General features: G+C 46.5%; 20 protein-coding genes. 16 read left to right on the top strand and 4 right to left on the bottom strand.

Features of this window, described 5'->3' with window-relative positions:
- The first annotated feature begins 81 nt into the window (after positions 1-81).
- The 7 genes from MHB85_RS03735 to MHB85_RS03765 all read left to right on the top strand — a co-directional run bounded on the left by MHB85_RS03735 (position 82) and on the right by MHB85_RS03765 (position 8,942).
- Positions 82-1,164, top strand: coding sequence for a hemolysin family protein (locus MHB85_RS03735; protein ID WP_036606063.1), 1,083 nt, complete (start codon positions 82-84; stop codon positions 1,162-1,164).
- A 254-nt stretch (positions 1,165-1,418) separates the two neighbouring features.
- Positions 1,419-2,369 (top strand): ring-cleaving dioxygenase, encoded by a 951-nt coding sequence (locus MHB85_RS03740; protein WP_445739027.1) that lies wholly within the window; start codon positions 1,419-1,421, stop codon positions 2,367-2,369.
- 14 nt (positions 2,370-2,383) lie between these two features.
- Complete coding sequence (locus tag MHB85_RS03745) at positions 2,384-2,989, top strand: alpha/beta hydrolase (RefSeq protein ID WP_192136116.1); 606 nt, start codon at positions 2,384-2,386, stop codon at positions 2,987-2,989.
- Positions 2,990-3,206: 217 nt separating this feature from the next.
- Entirely contained in the window at positions 3,207-5,498 is a 2,292-nt protein-coding gene (locus tag MHB85_RS03750; RefSeq protein WP_341072400.1) for a beta-glucosidase family protein, read from the top strand.
- Between the two features lie 275 nt (positions 5,499-5,773).
- Positions 5,774-6,766 (top strand): alpha/beta fold hydrolase, encoded by a 993-nt coding sequence (locus MHB85_RS03755; RefSeq protein ID WP_341072402.1) that lies wholly within the window; start codon positions 5,774-5,776, stop codon positions 6,764-6,766.
- A 252-nt stretch (positions 6,767-7,018) separates the two neighbouring features.
- Positions 7,019-8,311 carry a threonine ammonia-lyase IlvA gene (ilvA, locus tag MHB85_RS03760; protein WP_091019795.1) on the top strand — a complete coding sequence of 431 codons (1,293 nt, stop codon included), beginning with the start codon at positions 7,019-7,021 and terminating at the stop codon, positions 8,309-8,311.
- A 43-nt stretch (positions 8,312-8,354) separates the two neighbouring features.
- The gene (locus MHB85_RS03765) at positions 8,355-8,942 is read left to right on the top strand and encodes a GNAT family N-acetyltransferase (protein ID WP_105602035.1); all 588 of its coding nucleotides are present in this window, start codon (positions 8,355-8,357) and stop codon (positions 8,940-8,942) included.
- Between the two features lie 149 nt (positions 8,943-9,091).
- On the opposite strand, the gene MHB85_RS03770 is transcribed toward MHB85_RS03765, so the two are convergent.
- Positions 9,092-10,060, bottom strand: coding sequence for a hypothetical protein (locus MHB85_RS03770; RefSeq protein ID WP_192135980.1), 969 nt, complete (start codon positions 10,058-10,060; stop codon positions 9,092-9,094).
- Positions 10,061-10,376: 316 nt separating this feature from the next.
- Here MHB85_RS03770 and MHB85_RS03775 point away from each other — a divergent pair, with 316 nt between their 5' ends.
- Both MHB85_RS03775 and MHB85_RS03780 read left to right on the top strand, forming a co-directional pair.
- Positions 10,377-13,532, top strand: coding sequence for a copper amine oxidase N-terminal domain-containing protein (locus MHB85_RS03775; protein WP_341072404.1), 3,156 nt, complete (start codon positions 10,377-10,379; stop codon positions 13,530-13,532).
- 256 nt (positions 13,533-13,788) lie between these two features.
- Entirely contained in the window at positions 13,789-14,694 is a 906-nt protein-coding gene (locus tag MHB85_RS03780) for an AraC family transcriptional regulator (RefSeq protein WP_341072406.1), read from the top strand.
- A gap of 26 nt (positions 14,695-14,720) precedes the next feature.
- On the opposite strand, the gene MHB85_RS03785 is transcribed toward MHB85_RS03780, so the two are convergent.
- Positions 14,721-15,533: a hypothetical protein gene (locus MHB85_RS03785; RefSeq protein ID WP_341072408.1), complete on the bottom strand. Its 813-nt coding sequence runs from the start codon at positions 15,531-15,533 to the stop codon at positions 14,721-14,723.
- 412 nt (positions 15,534-15,945) lie between these two features.
- On the opposite strand from MHB85_RS03785, the gene MHB85_RS03790 reads away from it, so the two are divergent.
- The 3 genes from MHB85_RS03790 to MHB85_RS03800 all read left to right on the top strand — a co-directional run bounded on the left by MHB85_RS03790 (position 15,946) and on the right by MHB85_RS03800 (position 18,152).
- Positions 15,946-16,179, top strand: a complete 234-nt coding sequence (locus MHB85_RS03790; protein WP_047840502.1) for a hypothetical protein — start codon at positions 15,946-15,948, stop codon at positions 16,177-16,179.
- 253 nt (positions 16,180-16,432) lie between these two features.
- The gene (locus tag MHB85_RS03795) at positions 16,433-17,263 is read left to right on the top strand and encodes an alpha/beta hydrolase (RefSeq protein ID WP_036606057.1); all 831 of its coding nucleotides are present in this window, start codon (positions 16,433-16,435) and stop codon (positions 17,261-17,263) included.
- 103 nt (positions 17,264-17,366) lie between these two features.
- A complete protein-coding gene (locus MHB85_RS03800) occupies positions 17,367-18,152 on the top strand; it encodes a DODA-type extradiol aromatic ring-opening family dioxygenase (protein WP_192135986.1) in 786 nt (261 codons plus the stop codon).
- A 172-nt stretch (positions 18,153-18,324) separates the two neighbouring features.
- Here the strand turns inward: MHB85_RS03800 and MHB85_RS03805 are convergent, their stop codons facing one another.
- Together MHB85_RS03805 and MHB85_RS03810 are read right to left on the bottom strand one after the other, a co-directional pair.
- Complete coding sequence (locus tag MHB85_RS03805; protein ID WP_017690673.1) at positions 18,325-18,537, bottom strand: hypothetical protein; 213 nt, start codon at positions 18,535-18,537, stop codon at positions 18,325-18,327.
- A 156-nt stretch (positions 18,538-18,693) separates the two neighbouring features.
- A complete protein-coding gene (locus tag MHB85_RS03810; RefSeq protein WP_091019780.1) occupies positions 18,694-19,236 on the bottom strand; it encodes a DoxX family protein in 543 nt (180 codons plus the stop codon).
- Between the two features lie 338 nt (positions 19,237-19,574).
- Between MHB85_RS03810 and MHB85_RS03815 the strand changes: the two genes are divergently transcribed.
- The 4 genes from MHB85_RS03815 to corA all read left to right on the top strand — a co-directional run bounded on the left by MHB85_RS03815 (position 19,575) and on the right by corA (position 23,856).
- Entirely contained in the window at positions 19,575-20,648 is a 1,074-nt protein-coding gene (locus MHB85_RS03815) for a DUF3048 domain-containing protein (protein WP_091019779.1), read from the top strand.
- Positions 20,649-20,964: 316 nt separating this feature from the next.
- Positions 20,965-21,585: a DUF47 domain-containing protein gene (locus tag MHB85_RS03820; protein ID WP_017690670.1), complete on the top strand. Its 621-nt coding sequence runs from the start codon at positions 20,965-20,967 to the stop codon at positions 21,583-21,585.
- A gap of 14 nt (positions 21,586-21,599) precedes the next feature.
- Entirely contained in the window at positions 21,600-22,589 is a 990-nt protein-coding gene (locus tag MHB85_RS03825) for an inorganic phosphate transporter (protein WP_036668387.1), read from the top strand.
- A 307-nt stretch (positions 22,590-22,896) separates the two neighbouring features.
- Positions 22,897-23,856, top strand: coding sequence for a magnesium/cobalt transporter CorA (gene corA / locus MHB85_RS03830; RefSeq protein WP_036668386.1), 960 nt, complete (start codon positions 22,897-22,899; stop codon positions 23,854-23,856).
- Positions 23,857-23,881: the final 25 nt, after the last annotated feature.

Consider the following 23,881-nt stretch of genomic DNA (forward strand, 5'->3'; position numbering starts at 1 on the left):
GTTATTCTGTCATCGGAGTGGTCTGAGCAACCTTAATATAAATTTTACTTGGAGGTGAATCCCTCAACCTGAGGGAAATCATTGGACGGAATAATAGCCTTGAATTTATTTTTAGTAGCCGTATTTATAGGTCTGACAGCCTTTTTCGTTGGAGCCGAATTTGCAATTCTTAAAGTACGGATGTCCCGAATCGATCAATTGATCTCTGAAGGGAACAAAAAGGCAGTACTGGCCAAAAAAGTGGCGCACAACCTGGATTATTATCTGTCGGCATGTCAATTGGGGATTACCATCACGGCGCTGGTATTGGGAGCCTTGGGTGAACCTACCGTTGAGAAAATGCTGCATCCGTTGTTTGAACGAATGGAAGTGCCGGCGGCGTTATCTACCGTGCTTTCCTATGGTATTGCTCTGGCGATAATTACGTTCCTGCACGTGGTTATTGGTGAATTGGCACCGAAAACACTGGCGATTCAATTTGCAGAGAGAATGACGCTGTTGCTGGCACCACCACTGTACTGGTTCGGTAAAATCATGAATCCATTCATCTACGCGCTGAATGGAGCTGCTCGTCTGTTGCTTGGCATATTTGGTGTAAAACCTGCCGGGCATGATACCGTTCACTCCGAAGAAGAGCTGAAGCTGATTATGGCACAGAGCTACGAGAGTGGCGAGATCAACCAGACGGAGCTGGACTATCTCAAAAACATTTTTGCTTTTGATGAGCGTCTGCTTCAGGAGATTATGATTCCAAGAGATAAAATTGTTACTCTGAATAAGGAAATGCCGATTGATCAGATCATTGAGACGCTAAATCGACATGAATACACGCGATACCCTGTCATTGCAAATGGGGATCAGGCTCATTTTGTTGGCTTTATTAATACAAAAGAAATGCTGACGAGTGTGGCTGCGGGCAGAGATTTCAATATGGAGACATTTGTTCACAATACGCCGAGTTTTTCCGAGCGTTCTCCAATTAAGGATGTACTGATCCAGATGCAGCAGAGCCGTGTTCACATTGCAACCGTGAAAAACGAAGCAGGTGCTACGGTAGGTATGGTTACGATGGAGGATATCCTTGAAGAGATTGTCGGAGATATCAAGGATGAATATGAGCACAAGGATTTGGTGAATCCACCAAAAAGAATGAAACTGGTTTAAGAAGCAGTAATACAAAAGTAATAGAGGAATACGAAACAACCTAATCAATCTTTATAATGCTAAGCAGGTTCCCGGAGTGATCGGGGCCTGTTTTTTGTATTCAATCTTAATTTTAAAATAAAAGCTTGCATATTGAAGTCCAATGGATTAATATAAATTTAAAGAATCTTAAATTAAAGATAAATAACAAAAAACAACAAATAAAAGAAGCAAAAACAACCTATGATACAACTAAAACCAAAGGAGTGGAGATTATGTTCAGAACTTCAGGAATTCATCATATTACAGCTTTTGTTGACGATGCACAGAAAAACGTTGATTTTTACGCAGGTGTGTTGGCGCTCAGACTGGTGAAAAAAACAATTAACTTTGATGCACCAGATGTGTATCACTTGTATTACGGGAACGAGCAGGGTGCACCGGGCACAATCATTACCTTTTTCCCACAGCAAAATTCAAGAAGAGGTGTCATTGGTTCCGGTCAGACGGGAGTTACCGTATATGCGGTTCCTGTAGGAAGCCTGCCTTTCTGGAAAGAACGTCTTGCTTCCTTTGACATTCCATATGAAAATAAAACCAGATTTGGTGAGCAGTACATTCGTTTCTTCGACAAAGGCGGTCTGTTGCTTGAACTGGTTGAGCGTGAAGGCGGTCAGCCAAGCAACTGGAGTTTCAACGGTGTGACACCGGAGCATGCCATCAAAGGATTTGGCGGAGCCGTATTGTTCAGCCACGTTCCTGAGAAAACCATGGACGTCTTGGTGAGCAAACTGGGTCTGGAGCATGTCGGTGAAGAGAACGGACTCCTTCGTCTTCAGGCAAGTGGCGATATCGGTCAGATCATCGATATTCAGTCCACAGGCATCCAACGCGGGATTGGCGGAGCCGGAACGGTTCACCATATTGCATGGCGTGCGAAAGATTATACGGAGCATGAACAAATCCAAAAGGATCTTGAACAATCCGGATATCATCCAACGCCAGTCATTGACCGTCAATACTTCAACGCTGTGTATTTCCGGGAGCCGGGTGGTATACTGTTCGAACTGGCTACGGATCCTCCGGGATTTGCACGGGATGAACCAGCAGAGAGCATGGGTGAGAAACTGATGTTGCCTGAATGGTATGAACCACAGCGTGAGCAGATTGAACAATTGTTGCCACGAATTGCAGTACGTGAATGGAAAGGAGAGTCCAAATCATGACCACAACCAATACAATGAAACATATCTATAAAGCAGGTGCTCAGCCGGATGCGTCAACAATCCTGTTGCTTCATGGCACAGGCGGAACCGAGAATGATCTGATCGGTCTGGCGGAGATGATCGCACCAGGAGCTGGCATACTTGGGGTGCGGGGTAATGTGTCGGAGAACGGGATGCCCCGTTTCTTCCGCCGCCTGGCCGAAGGCATTTTTGATGAAGAAGATCTGATTGCTCGTACGGCGGAGTTGGGATCTTTTGTCGATGCAGCTGCAGTGGAATACGGTTTTGATCGGTCCAGCGTGTATGCACTGGGTTACTCTAACGGGGCCAACATTGCGGCAAGCTTGATCTTCCATCAAGCAGATGTATTCAAAGGTGCAATTCTGCATCACCCGATGGTACCGCTGCGCGGACTCGAACTGCCGGATCTGAAAGGTCTGCCTGTGTTCATTGGTGCGGGCGAGAACGATCCGATCGTACCAAGACGTGAAACGGAGGAACTTGCTTCGCTACTGAGCGGTGCAGGTGCCGATGTAAACACACATTGGGAGCGTCAGGGTCATCAGTTGACTCGTACCGAGGCAGAAGCCGCGGCAGCTTGGTTTAAGACACAGGCGTAAATTGGGTGGATAGACGGTTATGAAACGTATAGAGACAGCCTGATCGAGAAGATCGGGCTGTTTTTCCTTTTTATTTTGATCATCTTTAGGAAGAAGAAATGATTGACTGGTGTTATGTAACCGTTACTAACCGGGTAAACATTTGAATGTGTGGTAGATAACCTTGTATGCTTAGTGATATAGCTATGCATCAACATCATGAACTGGAGGGGTTAATGTGGAACGTAACATCAAGGAACTGGTACAGCAGATGACACTGGAAGAAAAAGCGGGTATGTGCTCGGGACTGGACTTTTGGCATCTGAAAGGGGTGGAGCGTCTTGGCATTCCATCCATCATGGTGACGGACGGACCTCATGGGCTGCGCAAGCAGGATGGAAGTGCGGATCATCTGGGTCTGACGTCGAGCGTGCCTGCAACCTGTTTCCCTTCTGCGGCAGGACTGGCTAGTTCATGGGACAAGGAGCTGGCGCGTCAGGTCGGGGTGGCCTTGGGGGAGGAGTGTCAGGCCGAGGATGTAGCGGTATTACTTGGACCGGGTGTAAATATTAAACGTTCCCCGCTGGGAGGACGTAATTTTGAATACTTTTCCGAAGATCCATTGTTATCTACGCAGATGGCTACCGGTCATATTCAAGGTGTGCAGAGCCAGGGTGTGGGTACATCTCTCAAACACTTTGCGGTCAATAATCAGGAAGAACGGCGCATGTCGATTGATGCGGTGGTGGATGAACGGACGCTGCGCGAGATTTATCTGGCGAGCTTTGAAGGTGCGGTGAAGGATGGACAGCCGTGGACGGTGATGTGTTCCTACAATAAGGTGAACGGTACGTATGCTGGTGAGAATGAATGGTTGCTTACGGATATCCTGAAAGACGAATGGGGACACGAAGGTCTTGTGGTATCCGACTGGGGCGCGGTCAATGAACGTGCAGACGCCCTTGCAGCAGGACTGGAACTGGAGATGCCCACAAGTGGTGGAATTGGTGAGCGTAAAGTGATCGATGCTGTAGAGAACGGACAACTGCCGCTGGACAAGCTGGATCGGGCGGTGGAGCGTTTGCTTACGCTGATCTTTAATGCTGTTGATCAAAAGCAAGATGGGGCTACATATAATAAGGATGAGCATCACCAACTTGCGCGCAAGGTGGCAGCCGAGAGTATGGTTTTGCTGAAAAATGAAAAAGGTCTCCTGCCGCTGGGGCGTGAAGGCGAAGTGGCGTTAATTGGGGCATTTGCGCGTAAACCCCGCTTCCAGGGCGGTGGCAGTTCCCACATTAATCCGACCAAAGTGGATGATATTGTGGAAGAGATGACCCAGGTGGCTGGCGAAGGTGTAACCTTCTCATATGCTCCAGGTTATCGGATTGAAGCGGATGATGTGGATGAAACATTGATGCATGAGGCTATTCAGGCAGCGCAGTCGGCTGATACTGCCGTGGTGTTCGTTGGATTGCCGGATCGTTATGAATCCGAAGGGTATGATCGTGCCCATCTGCGTCTGCCTGACAATCATATTCGTCTGATCGAAGAGATTGCGAAGGTTCAATCCCGTGTGGTCGTTGTGCTGAGCAATGGATCTCCAGTGGAGATGCCTTGGCTGCCTCAAGTACAAGCCGTGCTTGAAGCTTATCTTGGTGGACAGGCCGTTGGTGGAGCGATAGCTGATCTGTTGTATGGAGAGGTGAATCCGTCCGGTAAACTGGCAGAGACGTTCCCTGCCAAGCTCAGTCATAATCCATCTTATCCGAATTTCCCGGGTGAAGGGGATCGTGTTGATTACCGGGAAGGCATCTTTGTTGGTTACCGCTATTATGATAAAAAAGAGCTGGAGCCACTGTTTCCATTTGGTTATGGACTGAGTTATACAACATTTGAATATGCTGACCTGAAGGTAGATCGCACGGAACTGACCGATCAGGATGAGGTGAATGTGCAAGTTCGGGTCACCAATACTGGTGACAGAGCGGGCAAGGAGATTGTACAGCTATATGTCAGCGACGTAGAGAGCACAGTTATTCGTCCGGTGAGAGAATTAAAAGGATTTGCCAAGGTGGCCCTTGAACCTGGAGAGTCCAAAGTGGTGAGCTTCACACTAAACAAACGTTCATTCGCCTATTACAACGTAGATATGAAGGACTGGCATGTGGAGACCGGAGAGTTCGAGATTCAGGTAGGCAGCTCCTCACGGGACATTCATGTGCACACACGTGTGAATGTAGAGTCTACAGCGACATTCCTTCCAACCTATACGCGTAATAGTACATTGGGTGATATCCAGCGTGATCCGGCCCATAAACAGCTGCTGGACCAGGTTTTGCAACAATTCCAGGAGGCTAGCGGGTTCGGCGGTGATGATGCTGGTGATCATGCGGATATGATGGATGCGATGATGAAATATATGCCTCTGCGTGCACTGGTTGCGTTTAGCGGTGGGGCCATGACGGAAGAAGCGATGAATGAACTTCTGGAGCAGCTGAACAACAAGGATCATGGTATTCGGGGATAAGGGGCAGTAGCCTTAGACCGAGTATTCATCCATCCTTGGATTAAGCGATTACGATTATGCGATACGTGCAGGAACTGCGCACGAAGTTATAAAAAGGTGTATGTGATGGCCAGTCGCATGTGGCTGGTACAGTTACCCGATCCGATTGTGGATCGGGTTATCTTTTTGCATAAGGGAAAAGGAGGGAGAAAGGAACGGTAGGATGGGTGATGATCCTTGCAACGTGACATAAAGCGATAGAAACGACAGGATGGCTGTAACTTTGCTGGAGCAACATGGTTGTCGTAAAGGATGGATTATTCTATAATGAAGTAATTGATAATCATTTTCAATTAGATTCGGTGAAAGATGACTATGCACGTAATCAGGAGGGGAATATGAATCCTAACCCTAGCTCACATACGTTTGGTTCAAGTGCGTTTGTTCAGACCCGCGATGGTCGCAAACTACATTATATGTCCAAGGGAACAGGAGAACTGACGGTTGTATTTGAATCAGGTATGGGCGCCTCCAGATCGAACTGGGGACTTATTGCGCCAGCCATTGCTGAGCAGGCACGTGCAGTCGTGTATGACAGGGCAGGGGCGGGGAGAAGTGATGTCGACTCGGCTCCCCGCAGCCTTGAACGCATTGTAGGGGACCTTGGGGAACTGCTGACAGCTCTGGGCCCGGGCCCATTCATTCTGGTTGGACATAGCTGGGGAGGTCCGATTGTACGGGCCGCGGCAGCTGCACATCTATCTCGATTACGTGGCATTATCCTGGTAGATCCATCAGACGAGCATTGCGAAATGTATTTTTCCAAGCTTACTAAAAAGAGCTTTGCTATCAATGGTTTCATTATTCCAATCATGGCGCGGACTGGCTTATATAAGAAACTTGGCAGCAAAGCTGGAAGTGTTCAGCCTGACGATGTGGTAGCGGATCATCTCAAGGAGGATTTCACTGTACGGGCAGCTAGCACGATGCTTGCGGAAGGCAAAACGTTTCTGGATGACATGGCAGCGCTGCTGAAACATCCTCCGGGTCTGGGTGATCTGGAAGTTAGCGTGATCTCGGGTACGAACCCGGGCAAGGGAGAGGGGAAAATCAGACCCGCCCTTATCACGGCGCATCGCCAGACGGTGAGCCAGCTGTCCAATGCGAGATGGATTGGGGCGGATCAATCGGGACATATGGTTATGTATACAGACCCTCAGGTCATTATTGATGAAATTGTACGAATGATAAATGATGAGAGCTCAGGCGCAAGAAAAGAACAAAAGTGATACAATACAAAGAAAAGCAGTGCGCGACATTGCTAGATAAGTTGAATTAGTCATTTACACGATAACGAAGAGGACAGAAAGAACCTGAAAAAGCGGGGCGTTCGCCTTTATCACCGGATTTTTCTCTTGGAAAAGGGAATCAAAAAAATCTGGGGATAACAGCGATTGGAAGGTTGTTCTGTCATCGTAGTTTCAGTGTAAATAAACGTTGTTCAACTTATATAGACCATAAAAGCGGAGTGTGGAGACAACATGAAACCAGTTGAACAAGAACCAACGGGAACCACAAGTCCCGGTCGTGCCAGTGTTGGCATGGAAGATATCGTACGCGCACATCATGTGTTGCGTGAGGTCATTGTTAGAACGCCGTTACAGCGGGATGCTGTATTGTCGGCCAAATATAACTGTAATGTCTATCTGAAAAGGGAAGACCTTCAAGTGGTGCGTTCGTTCAAAATTCGAGGCGCCTATAATATGATTCGCAGTCTGACACCAGCCGAGATGGAGAAGGGTATTGTCTGTGCAAGTGCGGGCAATCACGCTCAGGGTGTTGCTTTTAGCTGTAATGCGCTCGGAATTAACGGCAAAATCTTCATGCCGAGTACAACGCCGAACCAGAAGGTGAAGCAAGTGAGACGCTTTGGCGGCAATAACGTTGAAGTGGTGCTGATCGGAGATACGTATGACGATGCATACGCAGAAGCAATGCGTGCATGTGACGAACAGGGCATGACGTTCATCCACCCTTTTGATCAACCCAAGATTATTGCAGGTAATGGTACGGTAGCGATGGAAATCATGGAAAGTCTCGATGAGAATGCCGACTATGTATTCGTGACGATTGGTGGCGGAGGGCTGGCAGCCGGCGTGGGAACCTACATGAAGACCGTGAGTCCAGAGACACGCATCATTGGAGTTGAGCCACTTGGGGCAGCTTCCATGAGTGAGGCGATGTTCCGCAAACAGGTTGTGACGTTGGATGACATAGATAAATTCGTGGATGGCGCAGCGGTGAAACGGGTTGGTGATCTCACCTTTGATATCTGCAATAGTATACTTGATGACATTGTGAAAGTGCCGGAAGGCAAAGCCTGCACAACTATTCTGGAGTTATATAATGAAAATGCGATTGTTGTCGAGCCTGCCGGTTCCTTGGCTGTTGCGGCGCTTGAGCAATATCGTGAGCAAATCGTGGGCAAGACGGTGGTCTGCGTCATTAGTGGCGGGAACAACGATATCGACCGGATGCAGGAAATCAAGGAGCGTTCCTTGATCTATGAAGGTCTGAAATATTATTTCATGGTTAATTTCCCACAGCGTGCAGGAGCTTTACGTGAATTCCTGGAGGAAGTTCTAGGGAAGAATGATGATATCACCCGGTTTGAATATACGAAAAAGCATGATAAGGAAAATGGCCCTGCCTTGGTGGGCATTGAGCTGATGTACAAGGAAGATTACCAACCGCTCATTGAGCGTATGAACCGCAAAGGTATCGCCTATACCGAGCTGAACAAAAACTTGAATCTGTTCAACATGTTAATCTGATGAATTATTCCAAGACAGGCATGCCATCGGAGGTGAAACAAATATGAAAGCAGATCACCACGAGGCCTCTCCTCTGATCAGACCTGCGCGCATAGAAGATGCAGATCAGGTCATTCCATTACTGTATCAGGCGATAGGAGACATTGCATACGCGCTTGCGGGTGAGGCGGACCATGAGAAGGCGATGCAGATTTTGCAGGCGTTTTATGTACAGGCAAACAACCGGATTAGCTATCGTCACGTAACGGTGATGGAGCAGGATGGGCTGGTCGCGGGAATTCTCGTAGCCTATGATGGCGGTCAAGCAGATCAGTTGGATCAGCCGATATTGAATCGCCCTGGACGAAGCCTTGAAGAGAAGTATGCATTGGTCAAAGAAACCCGTCCGGGTGAGTATTATCTGGATACTCTCTCGGTAAGTGAAGCTTATCAGGGGCAGGGTATCGGCCGGGCCCTGATGGCTGCTTTTGAGCAGCAGGGAAGAGAGCTGGGTCACTCGCAGGTATCCCTGATTGTAGAACGGGACAACGGCCGTGCGCTAATGCTCTATGAACGGCAGGGGTATGTCAAAGACGATGTAATTGTCATCGGGGGACATGAGTATAATCATATGGTCAAACCGATTCAATAGTACAGAGCGCTGACGGGGTTAAGTCAGTTTCACAATTGAAGCAAGAAGAAACCGCCACAGGAGCGAATCCTGTGGCGGTTTTTGTTGTGGTTATCTGTTGGGATTTAGCCTGAATTTGAACCGGATGTTAACCGTGGGAGCGGATTAACTCAATAGTTTGCATAGTCGCTTACAGGTACATTCTGCTCCAGCCATTTCTCGACAGCGGCCGTTTTCTCAAATTTGGCTTCGGTTACGATGTCCATGAACTTTTCGAGTTTGGTCAGGAAGGCACTGTCTTCGGAGGAGTTACGTTGTAAGACAGCTTTGTAACCTTTCTGGGCATTGGCTGTCATTTTGTTCGTTTCATAGTCAAATAAAGGCGTATTATTCAGGCCATAAAACGTATACAAGGTATAGTTATTCATCAGATTTTCTACCTGTTGTACCCGATTGGACTTCGGATATTCGTTCAGGAATCGTTCCTGATTCAAAGCGCGATTGAGTACCTCCTGATAGCCAATGACCAGTGCACCATCATCGGCGGCAAGGTTGCTGGTTTCAACTGCCATGATATTAATGTATTGTTTGATGTCTGGTTTCACGTACGAGATATATTTCTGAAAAGCCATATAATTCATGATCGGATAGAGGGAGCCTTCCAACATAACCAGGCGATAACCGCTATCCCGTGCTTGCTGGAGCAGTGCACGCAGACTGGCGTCGTTGGTGCGGCTCATCAGTTGGGTGAAGCTATCATTCCACTTGTAGGCTTTGATCATCTTGTCTTGAACATTAGGCACCAGTAGACGGTCCGTCATGGCTGTTAACGCCTTGTTGCGGGCATTCTCCAGTTGTAAGACCATCAGAGTTGCATGATAAGTGGTGACTTGATTGATATGAGATTCGAGATAAATATCCGCGGCAGGCAAGCCGTTCTTTTTGTAGAGCATGGACTGAAATGTTTTATATATCGTTGTTGAACTGGCAGTTGTGACTTTGGGTTCTGTACTGGAAGAAGCGGCAGCAGCGACTCCGGATAAGGGAGCGACAGCCGTTTGGAGCAGCATGAGGATGGCGGTGGCTGTAATGAAGGTGCGCATGCCTTTACGTTTGGCAGATTGGAACGATGATGTCATAGATATGAACCTCCCGTAGTTAAGAAAATGATAGGTGTTGTTCACTAGTCACTATACATTAACCCAATTGGTGCAGGATGTGGTTGCGGAATGGTGACAAATTCTTCTGTTATTTTTAACTTTTGGAGGGTGGAAGATAGAGGAAGTTTTCTGCGAAAATAAATTTTGTACAACTGGAAACTTTTGAGCTGATCTGAACGTCTTAGATGTGCACAGGTAAATACAGGAATTAATGAAAAGAACAGCGAATCTATTTCGATGTTAACTAATTGTGAGAATGGGGATATGGGATATGAGGAAAGCGGGAGGAAAACAAGTGAAGAAGGTAATGTCAGCGCTGGCTGTATCGGCCATGCTGATGTCCGCACTTCCAACGTCGGTTATGGATGCAGCTGCGAGAATCAGCATATATATTAATGATGCAGAGTTATCCTCTGCTCAGGCACCTGTGATGAAAGGCGGACGCGTACTGGTTCCGCTTCGGTCGATTTTTGAAGGATTGGATGCGAAGGTACAGTACACGAACAGAACCAAAACGATTGTTGCAACTCGCGATGATCAGGAAGTTACTTTGAAACTTGGTTCCAAAACGGCATACATCAACGGGGAAGCGATATCGCTCGATGTACCTGCGAACACGATTAAGGGCAACACGATGGTTCCAATTCGTTTTGTCAGTGAAGCTTTTGGAGAAAAAGTGTTCTGGAACTCACGCAATCAGCGTGTAGATATTAAGACAACAGCAACACCTCCAGTAGATGAGACACAATATGCTGCATGGAACATCTATGGTTCGGTATCCGGAAGTAACGGAGATGGTCGTGACTTGACCGTGAGCTTCACACGTCCAACTTCAGAGAAGGCGGTATCTGCTTACCGGATTATGCTGGTAAAAACACGCGATGTGAATAGCTTCACGGAGTCCTCAGCAACTGCCGTACCTTCTGCAAACTATACATCTGTTACACCGAATGGCAGCAACCCGAAACTGACGCTTAATGCACAGACGCGTGACGTGAACGGGGATTTGCTCAATAGCAATGAAACGTATCGCCTGTATGTACTGACTGTTGGTAACAGCAGCAATAATTATAAAAATGCATTGAACTGGTCTTCCCAGGCTTTGAAGCTCAATATTGTGAAATCCACAGTACAGGCAGTTACAAGTCTGCGTGCCGCAGATATTAGCGACTATGGCGATGGCCGCGATCTGGAGATTAACTTCACGCAGCCGAGCACGACATCGAACATTACGTATTATCGTGCATTTGTGGTTAAAGCGAAGGACTCTTCTGCATTCAATCTGGCTGCAGCGAACAAAGTGTCCAGTGCAAACTCCACGATCATATACAAAGGAAACAGTACCGCAGTGAAAAGCCAGCTGACCTCTTCGACACGGGATACCTCCGGCGAATTGATTAAAAGCGGCACAGCGTATGTGGTTTACATCTTGTCGGTAAGCACTAATACAACAACAGACAGCAAGCTGTCCGCAGCATCATCTTCACTTACACTGTCCGTGAACACAGCAACGTCTCCGGTAATTACGCAGGTGAAGGATAACTCGGATTATGGAGATGGTCGTGATATTCAGGTGAGCTTCAACCGTTCATCGGATGAGTCTAAGGTGGCGAATTATCGCGTCTTTGTGGTGCGTAACTCGGTTGCCAGCAGCTTTAATCTGACAACGGCAAGTAACCTTTCCTCCAGTCTGTACTATACGGTGAATAAAACAGGTAACAACATTACAACGACTTTGCCTTCATCCATGAAGGACACAAGTGGTTATAACGTAACGAATCTGCAAGATTATCGCATTTTTGTGATGGCGGTGGGCAATCAGCAAAATGGATACACCAATGCGCTGTCAGCTTCCTCCATTGCTCTGAGACTGACAACGACCGGTAACGCGGGAGTCATTAGCAACCTTGCTGTTGCGGATATTGGTGACTATGGTGATGGCCGTGATCTGCGGGTTTCTTTCAACAAAGCTGCGGATGAATCCAGAATCTCTGCCTACCGAGTCTATGTAGTGCGTTCCGCTAATGTGGGCAGCTTCACGCTGAGCGCAGCTAATGCGTCGAACAACTATACACAGGTGAACAAAACGGGTGGTAACCTGTCCGTTACGCTTCCGAATGCATATGATACAAGCGGTTCTAAAGTCCAAGAAGGTGTGAGTTATCGTGTATTTGTTGTATCGGTGAGCAACAGTGGGAATGCTAGCCAGAATGCACTGTCTAGTTATTCTTCATTAATCACATTATCCAAAACTGCTGTATTGACTGCACCAACAAGCATCACAGCAAAGGATATTGGCGATAATGGCAATGGTAGCGACATAAGTGTGACGTTTAATAGATCGGCGAATGAGACTAACGTTCATCACTACCGTGTGTTTGTAGTAAAGAAAACGAATGTAAGTGGATTTGATCTGGCAGAAGCGAATCGAAATCCTAATTTTATTCCCCAGAGTAAAACTGGAGGAAGCGGAAACTACACTTTGACTTTAAATAATGCAAGAACGACAGATGGCGCAGATATTCGAAATGATGAAGACTATCGTATATTTGTACTGGCGGTGAGCAATACCGGTACTATTTCGAATGTTCTATCTACGGTCTATTATGATGTTAGGTTGTCTGTAACTAGTGAAGTTGGGAAAGTCGCAATCACTGATGTTGAAGTTAAGAAAGAAGAGCAAGCTGCAGGTAATGCTACCGATGTAAAAGTGACATATACAAAACCAGTCCCTGATCAAGCCATTGGACGTTATGTGTTAATGGTAGTACCTGCATCTACAACTTTCGATCTAAATGCGGCCAAAAAAACTGCGAAATCCAGCAATTCACTCGATGTTTCTGCAAGTACAGTTACAGAACTTCCTATTTCTTTATCCGATAGTAATGGTGACGAGATCAAAGCTGGAGCATACAAGATTGTTATTTTGTCCGAATCATCTGATGGTAAACGAGAATCAAGTATGACTACGTCGACTCCTTTCACGATTAAAGCAAAAAAACAGGCACCAACGCCTGTTAATAGTGTAATAGATCTAAAAACAACTGTAAGTGCTTCTTCCATTAATATAATTTTCACTAAGCCAAATGAAGTAGGCATCGCTCGTTACGATGTGTATATCATTAAAGAAGAGAGCAGCTCAGGAACTACTGGGAGAGTTTTAAAAGATGTTAGTGTAGGTGGTACTTCTTCAGGGACAGCAATAGTGGATATTACAGCCAAGGATTCAGATAATGTAGAATTCGGAGCGGGTAAATACAAAGTTTCGGTAGTCTCAGTGGTGAGTGATCCGACGAAATATACATCTGTCAGTGCAGAAGGTACATTTGAGATTTTGCCAGTTCCTTCTGGCAATGGTCAGGGAACTGACAATATGGGCGCGGGGACTTCAGGCGGTAATGGCACTCAACCATCTGTTACAAACGAGCTATCCACTACGCAGGGTTCATGATTTTAAGATAGGCAAACGCGGTTGAAATTCATAATGGATAATTAAATTTTAGGAATTCGAATCCATTAACTCCCTTTCCATACGGAAAGGGAGTCTTTATCATTCCCTCGTAGATACCGTTTAACGTTCTCGCGGCAACTTGCTTTATGAAAATCTTGTCGCCAAAAAGGTTCCTTAGACCATTGTTGCAACAGGACAAACAAATGGATAATAGAAGGAATAAGTTAGAAGCCTATGAGCCGAAAGGAATGATGGAATGCTTGCGTTTCGTTTGACGGGCCTGCCGGATTCCCGGTTGCCGCTGTACCTGTATTGTGTGGGCACGCAGGAAGAGAAGGTTCTGCATAGACCGGATGGATTTCCGGTGTATCAGTTGTTTTTGTCACGCGGTGGTGAAGGGCAGTTTAGGCTTCCGGGGAAAGGGACATGGACGATGGGAGCAGGGCAGTTATTCATCGTGGAACCCGAGGTTGCGCATGAGTATGTACCTCATTCCAAATCCAAAGGGGAACTGGGTTATCTCGGTATTGGCGGTACATCGGCTGGATCGGTACTACAATCCGCGGGTTTGCTTCAGAACGAGCCGTGCCATATCTCCCGTTTTGAAATCATCTGGTCACGCATGACCAATCTTTGGCACGCGTTGGATCAAGGAGCAACGGAGATGTGGAACACATCAGCTCTCATCTACCAGCTCATTTTGGATATAGCACAATCGAAACTTCCATCTGATGTTACTAGCGTAGGTATTGGATCATCTAGGGCACAGGATGGCACTGTAAAACACTCTAATCGGGAGTCCGATCCGAGCAAGGATGCACTCGTCCGAGCAGTAGCATTGATGAATACACACTACCAGGATGACCTGTTATTGAAGCACATCGCTGACGCAGTGGGTTATTCGGTACAGCACCTAAACCGATTATTTCATCATCATTATGGCGTGACAGGGCATCAATATATGCAACGATTACGTTTGCAGAAGGCATCAGAATGGATGGACAAGCATCCACGAGCAAGTGTGCGAGAGGCGGCAGAGACCGTAGGGATGGAAGTGAACTATTTTATCCGGATGTTCAAGCGGGAGTTTGGAGAGACACCGGGTAAAGGAATCAAACATCGCAATCAGCTCCAAATGGAAAAAGACCTCACGAATTCGTGAAGCCCCTTAATCAATTATATAACGTGTTATGCTGTTTTCTTCTGACCGAATAAAGGCCTTAACGTGGCAAGCCCCACAATGCCAATCACCGCACTCAACCATGGAGCTAGTGCAAATACCGGAAGTTTATCACGTAGGGGGTACCCGACAAACAGCACGAGTACCACGACCACGATGTAGATGACGATCCCCCGAATATTGACTTTAGGTACCTTATTTCTGTCCGCTCCTTCATCGTCTGGCCGCTCAGCAAGACGGCGAAGCATCTCCACCAATGCAATACCGCCAACTGCCGCAACGATCAGAGAGAACAGACTGATGTGTTGGAACGGCTCCGTATCTCCGCCAGTCCAACCCACGAACAATCCCACACATCCTTGAATCAACATGACAAAAGACAAAGCCGCCCAAGCGATCATGGCATACCACATTGGTGTCCGTTTCACAGGCTCTGGATTCTCAGTTGGCTGTGGTTCTACAGCGTTGGCATTCTTTTTCGATGAAGCTGTTGGACTATTACCGCGGGTTGAGCTGGATTTACCCACCTCAACGGCAGCCGTCTTCTCCAGTGCTGTATTTGTAATCCCGAGCTGTGCATGGATGTCTTGTTCCAGATCAGGTCCGTATAACTCGCGAGCGGGTTTATTATCCCGCTGAGCCTGTACGATTGATTTTCCTGCGGAGAGTATCCACTCTTCCTGTGTTCTCTCGTCCGCTGGCGCATGACGCGCAATGGTGCTGATCTCGTCATACAGTTTCACATGTTCAGGTGTCATTCGACTCATCTCGGTTATTTGTCGATTCTGTATTTCTTTAAGCTTCTTATAGGAAATCCCCAATGATTGCTCCCCCTGTCTACACACGTTCTGATCTTCCAATTGTCAGAAGACCCTGACGGTATTTTAGTATACGGGAAGGGCTCTCGTTTCGCAAAGTCATTCCTTATAAAAAAGCTGCTCATGATTGGCCCATATCCATACACAGGCCAGTATAACACAGGTACATAACAGCACCAGTTTACCGTGATGTTGAATCCATTCCAGTAGATGTTCCATGAATTCATTCCTTTCGGCAGAAGGATTCCGAGGCATATGCTGCCTATGTTTTTTCGTTTATTTTCCCCTGTTCATGTGAAAAAATACCCTCATGCCTCACAGATCTAACGATTGTGTGAAGTATGCATAAAGAGCAGCCGATTCCATCACAATAGTAGCATTTCCAACAGAAATCCAAGATTGGAGTGTGCTTGTTATGGATAAACAAACAGAATTGACGCGAAAGCTGCTACTGAACAGCAACTCCCGTGGAGTTGTGGACGAAGTTGTATCCTTTGAAGAGAACCTGGAGGATACGGAGTATGCAGAAGAACTGACAGATGGCAATTTGAAGGGAAGAAGTTTCTGGGACAATAGTGATTCGGGTCATGAGCATGAGTGGAATGGACGGGTGGAGACCCACGAGATGTTCCGTAGAAGCTACGAATAACGATCCTGCAACACTTGGTTTTAATTTCAAATGATATCCGGGCCAGCTGTCATCAGCGTGGCTCATTTTTTTGTGCTTATTATCCGATAAAATGTAGATTGGTGGTCGACGTAGAAAGGTTTTTACTTACGTTGACTTGCAGGTTACGGGATGATAATATATGAATAACATCTTAATACACACTAAACTTATCGGATTATATATATTTAATAAATGGAAGTTAACAGGCTAAGCGTGGAAAGGGGAAATCGGTATGGAACGTCAGATCAGTATCCGTCATGGACAGGAAGAATTAACAGCCACGATTCATTATCCGGTCGTGAAAGATATCAAGGAGGAGAAGAGTCAGCAGCGAGTCCCTCTGGCGGTCATCTGCCACGGCTTCGTTGGTAGCCGGATCGGCGTGGACCGTTTGTTTGTAAAGACTGCACGGGAGCTGGCTGAAGACGGTTATCTGGTCCTGCGTTTCGATTATATCGGTTGCGGAGAGAGCAGTGGGGAGTACGGAGCGGAGGGACTGGAGTCCATGGTGCTGCAGACTCGTTCGGTGCTGGATTACGCGGTGAATTGCAGTGATGTAGATCCTACGCGTGTTACGCTGATTGGTCATAGTCTGGGTGGTGCCGTTGCATTACTAACGGCTGTACGTGACAAACGTGTCAAAAACCTGGTGATGTGGTCCTCCGTGGGTTATCCATTCAATGATATCGTGAAAATTACGGGACGGGAAGTATACGATGAAGGCGTGAAACTGGGTGCGGCTGATTATCTGGGATACAAATTCACACCGACGTTCTTCGAGTCTCTTGCTGAACAACAGCCATTCCAGGAAGCAGTTAAGTTTAGCGGAGATGTACTCGTCGTGCATGGCACGTCAGATGAGATTATTCCTGTAGACTACGCATTCCTGTATCAAAAGGTATTCTGGATGCGCCAAGAGGGCCGCTGTGATAAGGAGATCATCTTCCAGGGCGATCATACCTTCTCTTCAGGTAAAGAGCGGGAACAGCTAATTACGCGTACCAGAGAGTGGCTGGGCGAACGTCAGAAGATCGAGCAGGATTGGCAGCACTGGATGATATAAGTGGCAGGATTACAACTGTTTGGGGATGTCAGCTTGGAAAAGCGCCTTCTTAAGGGTAAAATAGAGGAGTAAGCATTCTATCCGTGTCTGGAGGTTGGCAGCAATGACATTACCCGCACTTTTCATTGCGCATGGTTCTCCCGCTCTGGCGGTGGAGAGCAATGACTACACTCACTTCTTGAACCAGCTTGGAGACAGGCTGCCGGCTCCGAAAGCCATTGTCGTATTTACGGCGCATTGGGATTGTCCTGAACCGTCCGTGACGATGGATGATACACATCAGACCTTGCATGATTTTTACGGATTTCCTTCTACGATGTATACGATGGAATACCCTGCATCTGGGCAGCCAGATTTAGCGAACGAGATATGTGCTTTGTTCACCCGCAGCAACCTGGCACATCAGCCGATTCGTGGCCGAGGGCTGGATCATGGCGTATGGGTACCGCTGCTCCATATGTATCCCGAGGCTAATATCCCTGTGATCGCTGTATCTGTAGACTCGCTGCGTACGCCGCAGGAACAGTATGATATTGGCCGAATGCTGGAACAGCTGCGTCATGATGATGTGTTGATCATTGGCAGTGGTGGAACGGTTCACAATTTACGATTGCTGGGCAATACGGATGAACCGCAAGAGTGGGCGGTGGAGTTTGATAACTGGATCGGGGAGCGCTTGCAGCAGTGGAACACAAGAGAACTGTTTCAATATGAGAAAAAAGCCCCTCATGCACGCACGGCAGTTCCGTCGTATGGTACAGAACACCTTGCACCTTTGTTCTACGCCATGGGTACAGCGGATATGTCCCGATCAGCGAAGCGTCTATTTCAGTCTTATCCTTATGGAACGCTCAGTTTGAACTGCTGGCAGTTTGGAGACGGCGTGTAACTTGGAACAGACAACAGCCTGATTATGGTGCCTGAAGCCAGTTTCATACGGATAACATAACGTGTATTAATGCATACAATTACAATATATAAACAAAAGAAGGTTCCTGTACACCCTTGATGGGATACAGTAACCTTTTTTCAATACGAAGACTTATTCGTGCAATAGATCTTTATTTGCGGATCTCGAACAATTCACAGTCTGTACGCGAATGATAAGCAAGTTCACTGACACTGGATTGTACAACTACGGTATTGCTGTCAAAACGGATAATAATGCCACCCGAGTCAATCTGGTGATTATCTTTAAAAACTCGAACCTTATACTTCATATTCATGGCTTCCTGGAAGTCTGCATCGGTTTCAAGACGTCGTTGGGTCGGCATATCGTGTACTCCTTTGAAGTTCAACTTTATTTTATCATAATACGATTTTCTGTGGATGGGCAAGTCAGTCAGGCATTCGGGCAGATTTTTGAAAAGTAAAAAGCCCTGCTCTCCAGGGGGATTGGGAGCAGGGCCGAGAATTCTATGAATGATTGCTTAAGCTGTTTTTTGAGTAGGGCTAATCGTTGGTGTGTCTTTAGGAAGATTACCTTTGTTGTTACGAGTGAACAATCCGCGAAGGTAAGGCAGTACCCAGTGATCCAGACCGATTTTACCTGCATTTGCACCAGCAACGACAAGGAAGATTTCCATTACAACCAGTTGAGCATTCGTGCTTACTGTTCCCGAGAAGAGGAACGCGAAGTTCATGACCATAGCCATCAGTGCTGCTAGTGTAGTGAAGCAACCGAGGATGAGACCCAAACCTACAAGGAATTCACCCAATGGGATAACGAAGTCGAACAGTCCTGCGTTTGGTACTGCGAATTTCTCAAGGAACGTTGCCCACCAAGCTTGGACAGCCGGGTGATCACCTGTTGCTTTTTCTACGGCACCGGCCAAGAACCCGCCAGCTTCGAATCCGCCAGTCAATTTGCTCCATCCGTGAGTCATCCAATCATAACCGATATACACCCGAAGTACTGTCAAAATCCACATTGCTACTTTGTTTTCTCTAAGCCATTGGTTTGTGCTGAACATATAAACCACTCCTTCATGGAATCTAGTGTGTGTTGTTTTTGTTTTTTCTAAGTGATCACCTTTGATGTCTTTATTGTATAGTTCAAAAGTTGTTTTGTTTGTGATTAAAATCACAATCTAGTTCAAATTTTAAGTAAGGTTTGAGAAGTTCACATTTAGGACATATTTTTCTGGCTATATGCTGTTTCAAATGTGAATTTCAAGCTGTATCAAGGCCTTCTAGGCGCAGACAAATCGGATGGGGTGTGATTAAATGGAAAGAAATACGTGAAATGGTTGCCCACATGAGACATATATCACAACTTAGAACCAGGCCATATCGTTCAGGAGGTCCTCTATTGAAGCTTTTTAAATGGAACAAAGCAGCATCGGCTGCATCTCTGTTTATTCTCTCATTAAGTCTTGTTGCCTGCCAAAACCAGGAGGTGTTGCAGATGCCAGTTCAGCCAGAACCGACACCTGCACCTGTACAAGAAGAACACGTGGAGGAATCCAACACGTCTCTCTATACAGCACCTCTGACAGGTCTACCTGTAGATGAAGCGATTACGCGTCGACCACTCGCCGTAATGATTAATAATGCACCCGCAGCTCGGCCCCAATCGGGTCTAAGTTCAGCCGATATCATTCTTGAAGTTCTCGCTGAGGGAGGCATTACCCGCTTCATAGCCATCTTCCAGAGTGAAGGCGGTGCGGAGACAGTTGGACCCGTTCGCAGTATACGTCCATATCTAATTGAGCTCGGCGAGAGTTATGATGGGGTCCTTGTTCATGCCGGAGGCAGTCCGGAGGCGTATTCCATTTTGCAAAGGCAGCAGAAACAGCATATGGATGAAATCTCGAATGGTGGACCTTACTTCTGGCGTTCCTCAGATCGTAAAGCCCCTCATAATCTGTATACTTCAGCGGATAAGCTGAGAGAAGGGTCAGATATCAAGGGTTACAGCCATGATTTCAAGTCGCCGGTATACATCTATAATGAAGAAGGCGCGACATCCGCAGGAGAGGCAGTGAAGCAATTCGATATCCATTATTTATTGGATAGTTACCGGGTGACGTATGATTATGATGAAGTTAGCGGACGATATATGAGAATGGTGAATGGCAAGGCAGATCAGGATATGGATAATGAAACTCAACTTGGTGCAGCGAACATCATTGTGGCAGGTGCAGATCACAAGGTCCTCGATAGTGTAGGTCGGTTGTCCGTTAATTTGGAACAGGGCGGGGAAGCCATGTTGTTTCAGAAGGGCAAGATGATTCGTGGGCAGTGGGTGAAGAAGCAGGGAGATATTATACGGTTTGTTCAGGGTGGCAGTGAAGTTGCTCTTGTGCCGGGTAAAACCTTTATCAGCATTGTTCCCAATCAACCGGAATTTTCCAGTCATGTGAAGCTCGCTGTGCAGCAATAAAAGGATGTAATGAAAGAAAACAATGAAACATGTATCCATTTGTCGTCGAAAAGGCATTATATTTGTCCTTAGCGTAAAAAGTAGAATCGTGTCGGTTCTGTATTTTGATGTCGAATTGTAAACGCAGTGTAAAATCTTGACTTGAATTTACCATTATTCCAAATAATTAAGATTCATTTCAGATTAATGTGATAAGAATATAAAAAAGGATCACACCTTTTGTACAAACCATGAAACAAATATGATAAGATATCAAAGGTTGTCATTTCATGTTTCATCGGTTGTCGGCAATTTTTCTCGTAAAGGGGATAGAGCTATGAAGCTTAAGAAGAAGAAGGATATATTTTTTGAGACACTGGAGAATATGGCAGATACGGTTGTTCAAGCGGCAGATTATTTCTCCCAGCATGTTTCCAACCTTCAGGATGTGACTCTTTTTGCTAATGAAATGAAGAAGTACGAGTCGAAATGTGATGATTACGTGCATACGATCATTACAGAACTCAACAAAACATTTATCACGCCGATCGAACGCGATGATATTATGGAGCTGACAACAACACTTGATGACGTATTGGACGGACTCGAAGCAACGGCTTCCCGTTTCTATATGTACCAACTGACAGATCCTGATGATGAGTTCGTCATACAGTTTGCTGAAATTTTGCGCCAATCGGCTTATGAAATTCAGAAGGCGATCCATCTGCTGTCTCAGAAAAAATTGCTCGCGATCCGTGAGTACACCATTCGTTTGAATGATCTGGAAAACCAAGGCGACGAAGTGCTGCGCATGTGTATCAAACATCTCTTCGCTACCGTGTCTGATCCGATTGAATTGATCAAGCGCAAGGAAATTTACGAACGTCTTGAGACAACAACGGATGCTTGTGAAGACGTGGCGAACGTGCTTGAATCCATCATTATGCGTAATTCTTAAGGAGCCAGAGAATAATGGAAACAACGATTTGGGTATTGGGTATAGTCGTCTTCCTTGCACTGGCGTTTGACTTCATCAACGGTTTTCACGACACGGCCAATGCCATTGCGACTTCGGTCTCAACCCGAGCACTGACGCCGCGTCGAGCTATTCTTATGGCAGCGGTGATGAACTTTGTCGGTGCGATGATGTTCACAGGCGTTGCGAAGACGATTGGTGGGAGTGTGACCGACCCCACCACGCTGGATAACGGGATAGAGGTCGTCATAGTCACCTTGATCTCAGCGATTATCTGGAACCTGGTTACATGGTGGTTTGGTATTCCGTCTTCTTCCTCACATGCACTTATTGGAGCCCTTGCAGGTGCCGTGCTCGTTGGCGCAGGATCTGATAAAGTGAAATGGAGCGGATTCATTGATATCGTCGGAGGTTTGTTATTATCACCACTGATCGCATTTGCCATTGGTTATGTGGTCATGACGATTCTCAAATATATTTTCGCCAAACGCAGTCCGCATAATGTGAACAAAGGTTTCCGTACAGTACAGATTTTCACGGCAGCACTGCAAGCATTCACGCATGGTACGAATGATGCACAGAAAGCGATGGGGATTATTACCTTTGCTCTGGTTGCAGCAGGTGTGCAGGATAATCTGGATGTTCCGCTGTGGGTTAAAATCTCAGCAGCAACTGCGATGGCTCTGGGTACATCCATTGGTGGTTGGAAAATCATCAAAACGATGGGTACCAAAATCTTTAAAATTGAACCGATCAACGGTTTTGCGGCGGATCTGTCAGCTGCATCCGTTATTTTCACAGCAACGTTGCTTCACCTTCCAGTTAGTACAACGCACGCGATCACATCAGCTATTCTGGGTGTGGGCTCCGCGAAACGTTTCTCTGCGGTGAAATGGGGACTTGCTGGACGTATTATTATTACGTGGTTCATTACGATTCCGATTACTGGGGCACTGGCAGGATTATTGTACTGGATTATTTTCTAAAAAGAGAAGTTATCCCGAACAAATTCGGAGTTACCAGACAATCTGTTCATAACTGTGTGAATATCGGGATATGTGGATAAATATACAACCAAAATCAAGAGACGCCTGTGCATGAACGTGTGGACAGGCTGGATATGTGGATAGCCATCCGTGGAATGATAAACCAAAAGAAGATATTCCTGTGGATACAGGGAACTGTGGATAGGGAAATGAGAGAAGCCAACAGGGTTGGCTTTTTTTGTTGTCGAGTTTGAAGGCACCTGTGTACAATAACGTAAAGATACAGGACAAGGATGTGATCTGATTTATGATTCGTACACTCGCCATTACACGAGAACATCAAGTCTCCGTTAACGTACCACTTACACAGCTGGATCTGAACGATTACGCCTGGGTATGGGCCGATTTTAACCAGCCGACGGAAGAGGAAAGCCGTTTGCTGGATACATATTTTCATTTTCACCCTTTAGCTATTGAGGACTGTCTGCATGTGTTGCAGCGGCCTAAGCTTGATTATTATGATAATCTGCAGTTTCTTGTACTGCATGCACTGAACCCGTCCACACTGGAAGCCGAAGAGGTTGACTTGTTTCTCGGATCAAACTTCCTGGTGTCTTTTCATCATGGCGTATTGGAAGAAGTGGATGAAGCGTGGGAGCGCTTGTTGCACCATGCACATGAACGAACCATCTGGGCGCGAGGTCCGGTGGCAGCAGCCTATACGGTGATGGACAAGCTGGTCGATCATTATTTTCCGTCTTTATTTGCGATTGAGGATGAACTGGCTGAACTGGAGAACCGGGGTGGACAAGAATCGGTTGAAGACTTGATGAACCAGGTGTTTGATCTGCGGACTCGATTGCTGAAGCTTAGAAGAACCGTAGTACCGATGCGGGATCTGCTCTATCGGGTGGTGAACTCCCAGCATGTGCAGCGAACAGGTGAACATACGGCTTATTTTACTGATATCTATGACCATTTATTGAAGCTGACGGATATGATTGAAGCCGATCGGGAGATGACCGCTGACCTGCGCGACAGTTATATTTCCCTGAACTCCAACCGGATGAATCAGATCATGAAGACACTCACGGTGATCACGACTGTATTTATGCCGCTCACACTGATCGCGGGTATTTATGGCATGAACTTTGCCTATATGCCTGAGCTTCAGTGGAAATTTGGGTATGGTGCGGTGCTGCTGTTGATGTTTGTGCTTGGCGGAAGCATGGTGGCCTGGTTTGTGAAACGAGGATGGTTTAAGTGAGAACGAATGTAATCAGATGTTAGTA

It is taken from the genome of Paenibacillus sp. FSL K6-4396, from assembly GCF_038002525.1.
GTDB lineage: Bacteria > Bacillota > Bacilli > Paenibacillales > Paenibacillaceae > Paenibacillus > Paenibacillus amylolyticus_B.

What these genes read in the sequence shown, in the direction of transcription:
- MHB85_RS03740 (WP_445739027.1), top strand. Translation starts at nt 1,419, where the DNA reads ATGTTCAGAACTTCAGGAATTCATCATATTACAGCTTTTGTTGACGAT.
- MHB85_RS03745 (WP_192136116.1), top strand. Translation starts at nt 2,384, where the DNA reads ATGAAACATATCTATAAAGCAGGTGCTCAGCCGGATGCGTCAACAATC.
- MHB85_RS03755 (WP_341072402.1), top strand. Translation starts at nt 5,774, where the DNA reads ATGGTTGTCGTAAAGGATGGATTATTCTATAATGAAGTAATTGATAAT.
- ilvA (WP_091019795.1), top strand. Translation starts at nt 7,019, where the DNA reads ATGAAACCAGTTGAACAAGAACCAACGGGAACCACAAGTCCCGGTCGT.
- MHB85_RS03765 (WP_105602035.1), top strand. Translation starts at nt 8,355, where the DNA reads ATGAAAGCAGATCACCACGAGGCCTCTCCTCTGATCAGACCTGCGCGC.
- MHB85_RS03770 (WP_192135980.1), bottom strand. Translation starts at nt 10,060, where the DNA reads ATGACATCATCGTTCCAATCTGCCAAACGTAAAGGCATGCGCACCTTC.
- MHB85_RS03780 (WP_341072406.1), top strand. Translation starts at nt 13,789, where the DNA reads ATGCTTGCGTTTCGTTTGACGGGCCTGCCGGATTCCCGGTTGCCGCTG.
- MHB85_RS03790 (WP_047840502.1), top strand. Translation starts at nt 15,946, where the DNA reads ATGGATAAACAAACAGAATTGACGCGAAAGCTGCTACTGAACAGCAAC.
- MHB85_RS03795 (WP_036606057.1), top strand. Translation starts at nt 16,433, where the DNA reads ATGGAACGTCAGATCAGTATCCGTCATGGACAGGAAGAATTAACAGCC.
- MHB85_RS03800 (WP_192135986.1), top strand. Translation starts at nt 17,367, where the DNA reads ATGACATTACCCGCACTTTTCATTGCGCATGGTTCTCCCGCTCTGGCG.
- MHB85_RS03805 (WP_017690673.1), bottom strand. Translation starts at nt 18,537, where the DNA reads ATGCCGACCCAACGACGTCTTGAAACCGATGCAGACTTCCAGGAAGCC.
- MHB85_RS03810 (WP_091019780.1), bottom strand. Translation starts at nt 19,236, where the DNA reads ATGTTCAGCACAAACCAATGGCTTAGAGAAAACAAAGTAGCAATGTGG.
- MHB85_RS03820 (WP_017690670.1), top strand. Translation starts at nt 20,965, where the DNA reads ATGAAGCTTAAGAAGAAGAAGGATATATTTTTTGAGACACTGGAGAAT.
- MHB85_RS03825 (WP_036668387.1), top strand. Translation starts at nt 21,600, where the DNA reads ATGGAAACAACGATTTGGGTATTGGGTATAGTCGTCTTCCTTGCACTG.
- corA (WP_036668386.1), top strand. Translation starts at nt 22,897, where the DNA reads ATGATTCGTACACTCGCCATTACACGAGAACATCAAGTCTCCGTTAAC.